The sequence below is a fragment of the Fluctibacter halophilus genome (assembly GCF_020687825.1).
GTDB classification, from domain to species: domain Bacteria; phylum Pseudomonadota; class Gammaproteobacteria; order Enterobacterales; family Alteromonadaceae; genus Fluctibacter; species Fluctibacter halophilus.
Window position 1 is genome coordinate 32,394 of sequence record NZ_JAJEWP010000005.1, and the last position, 12,747, is coordinate 45,140.

The following is a 12,747-nucleotide window of genomic DNA, read 5'->3' on the forward strand; positions in this document are numbered from 1 at the left end:
ACCGTGATTCGAGGTCCTCATGAGCCAGGCATTTACCCAGCATTTGCAAGCCCAGTTAGATCAGGTCAAGGCCGATGGCCTTTTCAAGCAAGAAAGGATTATTACTTCCCAGCAACAGGCTGATATTGCCGTGCAGGGCGGTGAGCATGTGCTCAACTTTTGCGCCAACAATTATTTGGGCCTGGCTAATCATCCAGACCTGATTGGGGCGGCCAAAGAAGGCCTGGACAGTCATGGCTTCGGTATGGCGTCGGTACGCTTTATTTGTGGTACCCAGGATATCCATAAGACCCTTGAGCAGAAAATCAGCGCGTTTCTGGGCACCGAAGACACCATCTTGTACCCCTCATGCTTCGATGCTAACGGTGGCCTGTTTGAGACCTTGCTGGGGCCGGAAGATGCGATCATTTCTGATGCACTGAACCACGCCAGTATCATCGATGGCGTGCGCCTGTGTAAGGCAAAACGCTACCGTTATGCCAACAATGACATGGCTGCGCTGGAAGCACAGTTGCAACAAGCCGACCAAGACGGTGCGCGCTTCAAGCTGATTGCCACTGACGGGGTGTTTTCCATGGATGGCATCATTGCTGATCTGGCCAGCATCTGCGATTTGGCAGAAAAGTATGACGCCATGGTGATGGTGGATGATTGCCATGCTACCGGTTTTGTCGGCGACAATGGCCGCGGCAGCCATGAATACAACAACGTCATGGGTCGGGTCGATATCATCACCGGCACATTGGGTAAGGCGCTCGGCGGCGCTTCTGGTGGTTACACCAGCGGCAAGAAGGAAGTGATTGCTTGGCTCAGACAACGTTCACGGCCGTACCTGTTTTCCAATTCCGTCGCACCTGCCATCGTTTCCGCGTCGATCAAAGTGTTTGAAATGATGGAAAACGGTCATGATTTGCGTGCAGCCTTGCAGCGCAATAGTGCCCATTTCCGTCGTCGCATGGAAGAGGCCGGCTTTACCCTGGCAGGTAAAGATCATGCCATCATTCCAGTGATGCTTGGCGATGCGCGACTGGCCAGTGAAATGGCGGATAAAATGCTCGAAAAAGGTATTTATGTGGTCGGGTTTTCATACCCGGTGGTTCCGCAAGGTGAAGCGCGCATTCGTACGCAGATGTCGGCGGCACATACCTTGGAGCATATTGATCGCGCGGTGGATGCCTTCATAGAGGTTGGCCGTGAATTAGGAGTTGTCGCATGAAGTCACTGGCAAAACTGCACCCTGAAAAAGGCATTTGGCTGACCGACTCTCCGCGCCCGGAAGTGGGTCACAATGATTTGCTGATCAAAATTCACAAGACCGCCATATGCGGTACCGATATGCATATCTACAACTGGGACGAGTGGTCACAAAACACCATTCCGGTGCCTATGGTTGTGGGCCACGAGTACGTGGGTACAGTGGTTGATATGGGCCAGGAAGTGCGTGGTTTTGCGGTCGGCGATCGGGTATCCGGTGAGGGTCATATCACCTGTGGCCACTGCCGCAACTGTCGTGCCGGACGCCGTCACCTGTGTCGTAATACCTCCGGCGTTGGCGTAAATCGACCGGGTGCGTTTGCCGAATACCTGACGATCCCTGCGTTCAATGCGTTTAAAATACCGGACAATATCAGCGATGATTTGGCGGCCATTTTTGACCCCTTCGGTAATGCGGTGCATACCGCATTGTCTTTCGATCTGGTTGGCGAAGATGTGTTGATCACCGGTGCCGGTCCGATTGGCATCATGGCTGCGGCGGTTGCCAAGCACGTTGGTGCGAGGCACGTTGTGATCACCGACATTAATCAGTATCGCCTCGAATTGGCGCGCAAGATGGGCGCTACCCGGGCCGTCGATGTCAGCAAAGAGTCGTTGGCAGACGTGATGAATGATCTGGGCATGACCGAAGGGTTTGATGTTGGTCTGGAGATGTCCGGCGTACCTGCTGCATTTCATGACATGCTGGATAAGATGAACAACGGCGGCAAGATTGCGATGTTGGGTATTCCACCGCAAAACGTCGCCATTGACTGGAACCAGGTGATTTTCAAAGGTTTGGTGATCAAAGGGATTTACGGGCGGGAAATGTTTGAAACCTGGTACAAGATGGCGAGTCTGATCCAGGGCGGTCTGGATCTGACACCGATCATTACTCACCATTTCAGTATCGATGACTTCCAGCAAGGGTTTGACGTGATGGGCTCCGGCCAATCCGGAAAAGTCATTCTTGATTGGGTGTAATGCATGAGTATGGAACAGTTCGCCCACATTTCTGTGTCAGAAACGGCGCAGAAGCTGCAAGACAATCAGGCGCGCCTGGTCGACATCCGTGATGAGCACAGTTTTGCAGAGAGTCACATTCCTGGTGCCTGGCACCTGACCAACGGTACGCTGCAGACATTCATGAACGACTGCGATTTTGAAACACCGGTGATTGTTTGCTGCTACCACGGTATCAGCAGTCAGCAAGCGGCGCAGTTTCTGATCCATCAGGGGTTTGAACAGGTCTACAGTATGGATGGCGGGTTTGCCGCCTGGCGCCTGGCGTTTCCGACTGAACTGGCGACCGGTAGCGAATGACCGAAAAGTTGGTGGTTGCGTTCAACCAGGAGTCTCCGGCCCGGGTGCTGGTTGATCACCTGGTCAGCCAGGGCATTCCTGCCCGGATGATTACCCAGTCATCAGAACACCCTTATGCCGTTGCCGTACCCGCGTCCCATGTCGATGGGCGTTTGCAGGCATTGCTGGAGGGCTTTTTGCAGAACCCGGGCGATCCCCGCTTCCAGCGGGCTGCGTGGGAACATGGCGAAGCCGTCAGCGATACGTCCCTTGGACAAATTGCATCTGCCTTTCCTGCCGCCCGTTGGCGTGATATGCCATTGATGTGGGCGGTTTTGATCGTCTGTCTGGGGGTCTACCTCGGTTTCTATCTGGGCGCGTATGAATGGCTGCGTAACCAGCTGGATATTCGCCCTGTTGCCGTGTTGATGGAAAATCAACAATGGTGGCGACTGTTAACGCCTGCGTTTGTCCACTTCTCTGCCATCCATCTGATTTTCAACCTGATGTGGTGGTGGTCGCTTGGTGGACAGATTGAGCGCAAATTGGGACATTCTGTATTGTTGGTCCTGCTGCTGTTTACCGGCATCAGTTCTAACCTGGCTCAGCTATGGACTTCAGGCAGTACTAATTTTGGCGGCTTGTCTGGCGTCGTTTACGGGGTGTTGGGATTCGTCTGGTGGCTGGGGTGGCTGCGTCCGTCCTGGGGCTTGGCGCTACCCAAGGCCATTGTCGGGCTGATGCTGGTGTGGATGCTGTTGGGCTTTGCTGACCTGTTGTGGGTCAGAATGGCCAATGGGGCGCACTTGATGGGTTTGGTCAGTGGGTGTCTGGCGGCGTGGCTGTTCAGCCGACTGTCTGCCAGGGCTGACTAGCCCTGGTACAGGTATTTGGTAAAGATCACATCCTTGACCATCGGATTGCCGGTCTCTTTCTTCATTAAGCGTTTCAGTTCATCCAGACAGGTACGGCGAATATCTTCACGTCCGGTCAGTGATTTCACTTTGTCTTCCGGCTGACGGCCGATGATTTCAATGATGCTGGCCCGTAGCAGGGGCGAATGGTGTTCCGCCGCTTCGAGGTAGTCGGGACTTTCCAGCATCAATTCGACGGTGACTCTGACATAACCGAGTTTGCGTGCATTGGAGCCAAGATAATTGGTGATAATGTCCGGCTCCAGGCCGAAATAGGCAAAAGGGCCGCTTTGCGCATGCACAGACACTGGTGCCAACGTGGTTACCAGCAGTGCACTTGCTAACAACAGTCTTAAAGTCCGCATGTGTTCAAAAATCCGTGTGTTCTTGGAATCGCGTTACAGCCGGGCAGTTTATCAACAAAACCCGTAAGTCAGAAAGGTTTTTACTGACACTTTTGTCCGGCTCGACCACTTGCTATCATCTCGCCAACAGAAAAAAGGCACCCACAACATTGAATCAGGCTATTCGTTTTCCCGTAGGTAACCCCGCCGGTTGGTTTGCGCCCGGTGCATACCCCATTCCTAATCCTTACCTGAAAAACTGGTTGCTGGATACCGGCTCACTGACCGAACGCCTGCAGGCCCACTGTCGTCAGTTTTCCCTGTCTCTTCTGGGTCAACGGCAGGCTGACGTAGACCTTGAGGAGTTTCGTGCCCTTGATGTGCAGGAGCCCTCATCGTCGGCGCCACCCTGGCAAGTCAGGGAGGTACTGTTGTACGGTGATGGTCAGCCATGGGTGTATGCCCGTTCCATACTGCCTGAGGCGTTGTGTCGGGGGGATTTTGCTGGCCTGGGTGAGCAACCACTGGGCAAGTTGCTGTTTAACGATCAGCGCTTTGTGCGAATGCCGTTTCAATTGTGCCGTGTCGCTGTCGATGCCCCGATACTGAGCCGCCTGCAACAGCAAAGCAATCATACGCTGTGGGGGCGCCGCTCGGTGTTTACCTTTGCGCAGTATCGCATTATGGTCGCAGAGCTTTTCCTGCCACAGGCCCCGGCTTATGCCCAACTGTCAGAGGGTTAAGACATGCTGAATAAAACGTCTCTGCACGGCTACTGGCGACTAATGCGCGCCGACAAACCGATAGGTACCTACTTGTTGCTATGGCCAACCTGGTGGGCGTTGCTGTTAGCGGCTCAGGGCTGGCCAGGCTGGCACCTGGCGCTGGTATTCAGTGCTGGTGTGTTTGTCATGCGCTCCGCCGGATGTGTGATCAACGATTATGCTGATCGCCATGTTGATGGTGCGGTAAAACGTACCCAAGGGCGTCCGCTGGTGGACGGCTCAGTGACCGAAAAAGAAGCTATATTCTTATTTATATTTCTGATTTTAATCGCTTTTATTTTGGTTCTAACCCTCAATTTCAATACGATTTTGTTGTCGGTAGGGGGCTTGCTACTGGCGTGGTGTTATCCGTTTATGAAACGCTACACCCATTGGCCGCAAGTGGTGTTGGGAGCGGCGTTCAGTTGGTCGATCCCGATGGCTGCCATGGCAACCCTGGATCATCTGCCGGTGTGGGTCTGGTGGGTGTACCTGGCCAACCTTTTGTGGACCGTTGGTTATGACACGGAGTACGCCATGGTGGATCGTGATGACGACCTGCGCATCGGTGTTAAATCTACCGCTATCCTGTTTGGTCGCTACGACAAAGTGATCATTGCCCTGCTGCAGCTACTGACGTTGCTTATTCTGGCAGGCACGTTCTGGCATCTGTCGCTGTCATGGCCGGTGTATGTCGGCCTGGCGGGAATGGCTGCGACGTTTTGTTATCAGCAATGGTTGATACGCCAGCGAGACCGGCAGGCTTGTTTTGCGGCCTTCCTGAATAACCATTATGGCGGTTTGGCGGTGGTGTTGGGGCTGGCCGGTCACTATCTGCTGTAGGCGCGGCCAGCGCAAGACGTCAGTCGTTTTTGGCCGCTTGGGCTTCCAATGCCGCAACCCGCGCTTCCAGGGCCTCGAGCTTTTCACGGGTTCTGATCAGCACCTGACTTTGAATGTCGAACTCTTCACGTGAGACAAAGTCCAACCGCGACAGCTGCTGCTGCAGGATTTGTTTGACTTTGTTTTCGGCATTTTCAGCCATGGATTTCACCCCCGGGGGGACGGCATCGGATATTTGCTTGGCTATCTCTTCAATTTTCTTGGGATCCAACATAACAGGGTTTCCTTTAGCATTTGTTGTTATTGTACCTGACTCGCAATGATTAGAAACTTTCTCGACAAGGGTTTACAATCCCTGCCCCCAATGAAGAGATGATCATGAAGCTTAACCCCGGACAACAACAAGCGGTAACCTACGTGTCAGGACCTTGTCTGGTGCTGGCCGGTGCCGGCAGTGGTAAGACCCGCGTGATCACCAACAAGATTGCTTATTTGGTACGGGAATGCAAGATGCCTGCTCGGCACATTGCAGCGGTAACCTTTACCAACAAGGCGGCACGGGAAATGAAAGAACGTGTTGCCCAAACGCTGGGTAAGCAGGAAGCCCGGGGCCTGAAAGTGTCCACGTTCCACACCCTTGGCCTGAACATCATCAAGTCTGAAACCCGCACCTTGGGACTGAAGCCAGGCTTCTCTTTGTTTGATGACAAAGACACCATGGCGCTGTTGAAGGATCTGACCGCCGATGAACTGGACGGCGATAAGGATCAACTGGGGCTATTGCAAACCTGTATTTCCAACTGGAAAAACGATCTTATCTTGCCCGAGGCGTTGCAAAAAGTGGCGCTGTCGCCCGGCGAAGTGGATTTTGCCCGTTACTACCAACGCTATCAGGACCACCTGCGGGCCTACAACGCACTGGATTTTGATGATTTGATCCTGATGCCGACCTTGTTGTTTCGCGAAAACCTCGACGTGCGCTCGAAATGGCAGCGTAAGATCCAATACCTGCTGGTGGATGAGTATCAGGATACCAATACCAGCCAATACGAATTGGTCAGGCTGCTGGTGGGGGAGCGCGCCCGTTTCACGGTGGTGGGAGATGACGATCAATCGATTTATTCCTGGCGTGGAGCCAAGCCGCAGAATCTGGTGTTACTGCAGGAAGATTTCCCTCGTCTCAAGCTGATCAAGCTGGAGCAGAACTACCGCAGTTCGGGCCGTATACTGCATTGCGCCAACATTCTGATCCAGAACAATCCCCACGTGTTTGAGAAGCGCCTGTTTTCCGAGTTGGGCTACGGCGAACCGTTACGGATCATTTTTGCCAAAAATGAAGAGCACGAGGCCGAACGGGTGGTCGCCGAGCTGATTGCACACAAGTTTATGAACAATACTCAGTTTAAAGACTATGCAATCTTGTATCGCGGGAATCACCAGTCTCGCCTGTTTGAGAAGGTGCTGACCACTAACCGTATTCCTTACAAAATCAGTGGCGGTATGTCATTTTTCGGCAGGGCAGAGGTCAAGGACATCATGGCGTACCTGCGCTTATTGGTGAACCAGGATGATGACAATGCCTTGTTGAGGATCATCAATACACCATCCCGGGGGATTGGTCGGGCGACGCTGGAGAAGTTGGGTAATTTCGCCAATGCCCTGGGCGAGAGCATGTTTGCTGCGGCCTGCCATGACCGACTCAAAGACGTGCTGTCCGGTAAATCATTACACGCGGTGGAACAATTCAGCCGCTGGATAGTTAACCTGTCTGATCAGGCCGTTCGCGGCGATGGGGTCACCGCAATCCGTGACATGATCAAATCGATGGACTACGAAGCCTGGTTGTATGAAACCAGCACCAGTCCGAAGGCTGCCGAGATGGGCATGGCCAATGTCAGCACCTTGTTTGGCTGGGTCGGGGATATGTTGGAAGGCTCTGCACTGGATGCGCCGATGACCCTGACAGAAGTGGTCAACCGCCTGATCCTGAGGGACATGATGGAGCGCGGTGAAGACGAGGACGACAGTGATCAGGTGCAACTGATGACCTTGCATGCTTCAAAAGGCCTGGAGTTTCCGTATGTGTTTATGGTCGGCATGGAAGAAGGGTTACTGCCTCACCAAAGCAGCATCGACGAAGACAACATCGAAGAAGAGCGGCGTCTGGGTTATGTGGGGATCACCCGCGCCCAGCGTGAACTGATCTTTACCCTGGCCAAAGAACGGCGCCAGTATGGTGAAGTGATCCAGCCAGAGCCGTCACGCTTCTTATATGAGCTGCCTCAGGACGACGTGGTGTGGGAAGTGAAAAAGGCCAAACAAAGTGCTGAGGCGCGGCAGAAAAAAGGCGAAACCAGTATTGCCAACTTGCGCCAGATGCTATCAGGCGGTCAGTGATTTATTACGGGCCTGGAAATCGACCACCGAGGCCTGTTCCAGGAACTTACCCTGGCCATACTGACAGCCAACTTCGCGCAGGGCGTCGAGCTGTTCCTGATTCTCGATACCTTCGGCGATCAGGGTGAAATTCAGGTGTTCTGATATCACCATTACCGATTGGATCAGTTTGAGGTTGCGCTGTGAACGGGGGATCGATTTCACGAAGCGGTGATCAACTTTCACGAAATCAAACGGGTATGAATACAGGTAGCTGAGCGACGCTAAGCCGCTGCCAAAATTGTCCAGTACCAGAGTCACTCCGGCACGTTTCAACTTGCGGATCGCCGGCAGCATGAACTGTGATTTGCGATTCAAATCATTCTCGTCAAATTCAAACACCAGTTTTTTCGGATCCACCTGGGCTTTATCGATGTATTCAATCAGCTGATTCACCAGCTTGTTCTGCATCAGGTGATTGATCGACAGGTTGATGGCCACATTGTAGTTACGCTCCGGGCCATTGCTCTTCTGCCAGTGTTTCAGGATACGGCAAGCCTGCTCCAGCATGTAGTTGTCGATCTCAATGGTCAGCCCGCTCTGTTCGGCCACCTGCCAGAACTGTTCACGCTTGATTTTACCGATAGACGGATGCTCCCAGCGGATAAAGCACTCATGGTAAAGGTATTTATCCGTGTGGATGTCCATGGCCGGCTGAATAAAGCATTCAAACTTGGCGGATTTCAGGGTGCGACGGAATTCGTTTTCCAGTTCCAGTTCTTCCAGCAGTTTCTGGCGCATGCTCTTGTCGAACATGACAAACCGGCCACGCCCCAGCGCCTTGGCCTGGTACATGGCGGCATCGGCGTCTCGGATCAATTCGTCGGCAGACTGATAGCCACTCTCGATGTACGCGATGCCGATACTGGCACCGGAGTACATTTCTTTGCTGTCGAGGATAAACGGCGTGCTGATGCTGCCAATGATGCGGGTTGCCACTTCCTCAACGTCATGAAAATCATCGAAACTGTCGAGCAGAATGACAAACTCATCCCCACCAAGGCGGGCCAACAGATCGTGGCCGCGAATGCATTTGCCAATCCGCTTGGACACTTCAATCAGAAATTCGTCACCCGCGTGGTGACCCAAGGTGTCGTTGATCAGCTTGAAACGATCCAGATCGATAAACAACACTGCGTAATGCTGGTCGGTGTGGCGCTTCTTGCTGGCAATGGCCAGTTCAAGGCGGCTGTTGAACATCACCCGGTTGGGCAAGCCCGTCAGTGCATCGTGGTGGGCATCGTGGATCAACTTGAGCTCGATTTGCTTACGCTCTTCAATTTGCTTCTTAAGGTGCAAATTGGTGTTGTGCAATTCGTCGGTGCGCTCTTTGACCTTGTCAGCCAATTGCTGGTTGTACATTTGCAGTTTGTCGGAGGCCCGCTTGCGTTCCATGGCCACCGCGATGTGGTGGGAGACAAACCGCAACAGTTCCAAATCTTTCAGGGTGTATTGTTCGTCAGCGCCGTAGGTTTGCACCGCAATGACGCCGGAGATTTCCCCTTCCACAATCAGTGGAGAGCCCAGCCAGCTGTTGCTGCGCTTGAGCATGTTGGCAGCAGTGGCTTCATCCAGCTCGCCGTCATCGCGCAACGCCGCTACCCGGGAAAAGTTGATCAGTTCGGCACGGCCGGTGCGCAATACGTATTCGGTCAGGCCTCTGCCCAACGGACGTGACTCGACATCCCGGGTGATTTCATCACTGTAGTAAGGAAAGTCGAGGTGGTCTTTATCTTTGTTCAGGATTGCGATGTAGCAGTTGGGGGCACTGAGGAGGCGACCAAGAATATCGTGCAGGCTGGAATAGAAATTGGCCATTTCACCGTCCAGCGAGGCGGCCAGCTCAGAAATCTCAAATAACGCCTGTTGCAGCGATTCAATTTTTTGCCGTTCGTGGATTTCTTCCTGCAACTCTTCGTTGATGTTACGCAGCTGCTTGGTGCGCTCGCGAATGGTCTGCTCGGTCAGCTCACGACTTTTTACCCGATCAACGGCATTCACAATGTGTTGGGAGACAAACAGCAGTACTTCCAGATCGTCCGGGGAATAGCGAACCGCTTCGTCGTAGCTTTGTACCACCATGGCACCGATGACGTTGTTGCCGCGCTTGAGCGGTACGCCGATCAAGTCCACCGGCATTTTGCCATAGGCTTTGATGTTATTGGAGGCAAAGACTTCCTGATGGTTTTCGCGGGTCAGTACCAGGTGTTGCCCGGTACGCAGAATGAAACCGGTAATACCGCCCATCAGTTCTTTGGCTGGGATGGAGCGAATGGTCTGTTCATCGAATTCATCCACAAAGTAGACAAAGTCGACAACTTCTTTTTCCTGATCAAAGAACGCAACAAAGAAGTTTTCGGCGTTCATGAACTCGCCGATGGTACGGTGGATGGCCGGATAGAGTCGGGACAATTCACTGACGGAGCCGGCCAGTTCGGAAATATCGAACAACGCCTTCTGAACAAGCTCAGAACGCTTATACTTTTCTGTCAGCTGTTGCAGCTGAGGAATGAGTGCCCGAAGTTCTTCTTCGGACAGGTTCCCAGCTTGAATGTCTGCTGTCATTGGCGCTTCGATACCTATTACGGCGTTGTATTTTTAACCGAACAAATCTACCGCATTAAAAATAAAAAGGCCACCCCAAGGGTGGCCTTTTCTTGCGCAACTTTTTTTGCGGTGGCGAAGGTTAAATGCCTTCAACCATATACTCGATAGCAGCTTTAATCTCGTCGTCAGAGCAGTTGCCACAGGTACCTTTAGGCGGCATCGCGTTAAAGCCGTTAATGGCATGGTCAAGCAGTGTTTCCATGCCTTTGTCCATGCGAGGAGACCAGTCAGCGGCATCATGCAATTTCGGTGCTCCCATCACGCCAGGACCGTGACAAGCGACACAAGAGGCATTGTAGACGTCGGCGCCGGAGCGAGGGCCTGCGGCTGCCGCGCTTTCAGCTTGGGCACCAGCAACGTGTACAGAGCCAACTGGCTTGATACGTTCTTTAATGGCGTCTTCAGACATGTCTTGAGCAATGGTGCTGAAACCGAGCAGGCTGGCGAACAGGGCGAACACGAAAGCTTTCAATTTCACGATTCTCTCCAGGAAACACGTTTAGTGCGGTTAACATAATAAATTGCTGTCGATTATAGCGACTTATCATGATGGAACAACTATTTACTTACATTCAGCAGGTGTATTGCTGTGGTGACGCAAAGGCGATTCCAGTGCTTATTCGCCGTTGCTCGCCGGTGCATTTGCGTTGACCAGATCCTCAAGGAACCACGCGGCCAGTGCATGGCGTCCATCGATCCCTGCCTTTTCATAAATGCGACTCGCATGTTGACGGACGGTTTTTTCGGTACTGTCTCTGACCGCACTGATTTCCCTAAAACTTAGGCCCTTAAGCAGAAGCATAGCCACTTCACTTTCACTGGCGGTTAACTGCCAATCGCTGAATTGATGTTGGATGACCTGGGCAAAATCATGCCGGGCCTGGCGCATTTCGGCGGAGAGGTTTGCATTTTGCTGGTCACTGTCTGCCAGACTGCGTTTCAACTGGCCGATGTATTGCCGTCTGCGACGGTTTTCCAGGATCAGGAAGAATGCGCCGAAACCGGCTGCAGCAACAATGATGCTTTCTTCTACGATGTGCCACAGTGGCACACCCAACTGGCTGTCGGTCAGCACGTCAATGAAGTTCAGGCAGGTCACAACAATGAGTAAGGCGGTGAGTAATTTGTCTCTATTTTTCATTTATAATTCAACTAGATAGCTCTTTATAGGACATTTGCCCGATGGTGTAACAGGGCCCTGGGCGGCATTGTAGAGGAAACTTCCTCACTGAGTACTTTGTCATGTTAAACCGCCTGTTGGGCCCGCTACTGGTTGGAATGCTGTTGTTGCACCCTCACGATGTGTTCAGCCAGACCCCAACCGATGTACCGCTGTCGGCCTTGTCATCTTATACCCTGACGTATGTGCCGGCTGAAGCCGTTGCGGTAAAGCGTCTGCCTGCCACGGTCGGCCACATTACTTATCGTCCCGGCGATGCCTTTGAGGTTACCTTACCCTTTGCCATACAGCAATTCAGCCCTGAAACACTCGATGGTCAGTGGGTCGAGAAAGGGCAGACACTGGCCTATCTGGATGGCCGCGAAGTGCACCACTTTTTTGATGAGGCGGCATCGGCAGAATCATTATTCTTGTTAACTAAACGCCACTATGAGCGCAACCGCAAAGACATTGCGGATCAGGTCATAAAATTGCCGGAATGGCTGGCAATCGCGCAAGCTTATGAACAGGCCAAACTGGCTTATGAACATACCCGGCATGCCCGTGAATGGTTGTCTGAAACCGACAACGGCGTGGCGTTGGTGGCTGATCACAGTGGTTATGTTGAATGGCTTGCCGGGGCCAGTATGTCGACGGCCGGTCAACCCTTGCTGCGGATCATACCGGGCCAAGCACTGCGGCTCGAAGTGGCCGTGTCAGCATCACAGGTGCCGTTGATTACCGCGTTTTCATTGCCAGACAAGCAATGTGTTGACCCATTAACAGGTATTCGGCCTGCGCAGCGAGATGAGCAGTATTGGCGAACCTTGTGGGTGGATTTGGCCAGTGATTGCAGTCTTCGTCCCGGTCAGACAGTCAGGGTCGAACCCATTGCGTCTTTCTCGGGTTGGCGGGTTCCGGGCAGCGCGTTGATGACCCTTGACGATCAGCAGTGGATTGCGGTGTTAAACAATCAAACCCTTGAATTGATTCCGGTCGACGTGCGGGCCACCGATGCACAGGGCGTATTGATTGAAACTACAACACCGCTGGGCGGACGACAGGTGCTCAACCAATCACTCAGTGTGGTGCAAGGCTATCTGATGGGTATGGGGGGCGAGTAA

Annotated in this window: 13 protein-coding genes; 8 read left to right on the forward strand and 5 right to left on the reverse strand. The window is 53.0% G+C overall.

Annotated features, from left to right (window positions below; translation table 11 throughout):
• Positions 1 to 19: 19 nt before the first annotated feature.
• Genes kbl through glpG form a run of 4 tightly spaced genes read left to right on the forward strand, consistent with a single transcriptional unit; the run spans position 20 to position 3,431 of the window.
• Positions 20 to 1,216 (forward strand): glycine C-acetyltransferase, encoded by a 1,197-nt coding sequence (kbl, locus tag LJ739_RS14770; RefSeq protein WP_229161747.1) that lies wholly within the window; start codon positions 20 to 22, stop codon positions 1,214 to 1,216.
• Positions 1,213 to 2,238 carry an L-threonine 3-dehydrogenase gene (gene tdh, locus LJ739_RS14775; protein ID WP_229161749.1) on the forward strand — a complete coding sequence of 342 codons (1,026 nt, stop codon included), beginning with the start codon at positions 1,213 to 1,215 and terminating at the stop codon, positions 2,236 to 2,238. The genes kbl and tdh overlap by 4 nt, the downstream gene beginning before the upstream one ends.
• 9 nt (positions 2,239 to 2,247) lie before the next feature.
• A complete protein-coding gene (gene glpE, locus LJ739_RS14780; RefSeq protein WP_229162110.1) occupies positions 2,248 to 2,577 on the forward strand; it encodes a thiosulfate sulfurtransferase GlpE in 330 nt (109 codons plus the stop codon).
• A complete protein-coding gene (gene glpG, locus LJ739_RS14785) occupies positions 2,574 to 3,431 on the forward strand; it encodes a rhomboid family intramembrane serine protease GlpG (protein ID WP_229161751.1) in 858 nt (285 codons plus the stop codon). The genes glpE and glpG overlap by 4 nt, the downstream gene beginning before the upstream one ends.
• Here the strand turns inward: glpG and LJ739_RS14790 are convergent.
• A complete protein-coding gene (locus LJ739_RS14790; protein WP_229161754.1) occupies positions 3,428 to 3,835 on the reverse strand; it encodes a flagellar basal body-associated protein FliL in 408 nt (135 codons plus the stop codon). The genes glpG and LJ739_RS14790 overlap by 4 nt on opposite strands.
• 149 nt (positions 3,836 to 3,984) lie before the next feature.
• Between LJ739_RS14790 and LJ739_RS14795 the strand changes: the two genes are divergently transcribed.
• Together LJ739_RS14795 and ubiA are read left to right on the forward strand one after the other, a co-directional pair.
• Entirely contained in the window at positions 3,985 to 4,557 is a 573-nt protein-coding gene (locus LJ739_RS14795) for a chorismate--pyruvate lyase family protein (RefSeq protein ID WP_229161755.1), read from the forward strand.
• A gap of 3 nt (positions 4,558 to 4,560) precedes the next feature.
• Positions 4,561 to 5,421: a 4-hydroxybenzoate octaprenyltransferase gene (ubiA, locus tag LJ739_RS14800; RefSeq protein ID WP_229161757.1), complete on the forward strand. Its 861-nt coding sequence runs from the start codon at positions 4,561 to 4,563 to the stop codon at positions 5,419 to 5,421.
• 19 nt (positions 5,422 to 5,440) lie between these two features.
• Here the strand turns inward: ubiA and ubiK are convergent, their stop codons facing one another.
• Positions 5,441 to 5,695 (reverse strand): ubiquinone biosynthesis accessory factor UbiK, encoded by a 255-nt coding sequence (gene ubiK / locus LJ739_RS14805; protein ID WP_229161760.1) that lies wholly within the window; start codon positions 5,693 to 5,695, stop codon positions 5,441 to 5,443.
• Positions 5,696 to 5,799: 104 nt separating this feature from the next.
• On the opposite strand from ubiK, the gene rep reads away from it, so the two are divergent.
• On the forward strand, positions 5,800 to 7,818 hold the full coding sequence (rep, locus tag LJ739_RS14810) for a DNA helicase Rep (protein WP_229161763.1): 2,019 nt from the start codon (positions 5,800 to 5,802) through the stop codon (positions 7,816 to 7,818).
• Here rep and LJ739_RS14815 read toward each other — a convergent pair.
• The 3 genes from LJ739_RS14815 to LJ739_RS14825 form a co-directional block, all read right to left on the reverse strand.
• Positions 7,804 to 10,422, reverse strand: coding sequence for a sensor domain-containing phosphodiesterase (locus LJ739_RS14815; protein WP_229161765.1), 2,619 nt, complete (start codon positions 10,420 to 10,422; stop codon positions 7,804 to 7,806). The genes rep and LJ739_RS14815 overlap by 15 nt on opposite strands.
• 121 nt (positions 10,423 to 10,543) lie before the next feature.
• Complete coding sequence (locus LJ739_RS14820; protein ID WP_229161767.1) at positions 10,544 to 10,942, reverse strand: c-type cytochrome; 399 nt, start codon at positions 10,940 to 10,942, stop codon at positions 10,544 to 10,546.
• A 138-nt stretch (positions 10,943 to 11,080) separates the two neighbouring features.
• On the reverse strand, positions 11,081 to 11,605 hold the full coding sequence (locus LJ739_RS14825; protein ID WP_229161770.1) for a helix-turn-helix transcriptional regulator: 525 nt from the start codon (positions 11,603 to 11,605) through the stop codon (positions 11,081 to 11,083).
• 101 nt (positions 11,606 to 11,706) lie between these two features.
• Here LJ739_RS14825 and LJ739_RS14830 point away from each other — a divergent pair, with 101 nt between their 5' ends.
• Positions 11,707 to 12,747 carry an efflux RND transporter periplasmic adaptor subunit gene (locus LJ739_RS14830; protein ID WP_229161773.1) on the forward strand — a complete coding sequence of 347 codons (1,041 nt, stop codon included), beginning with the start codon at positions 11,707 to 11,709 and terminating at the stop codon, positions 12,745 to 12,747.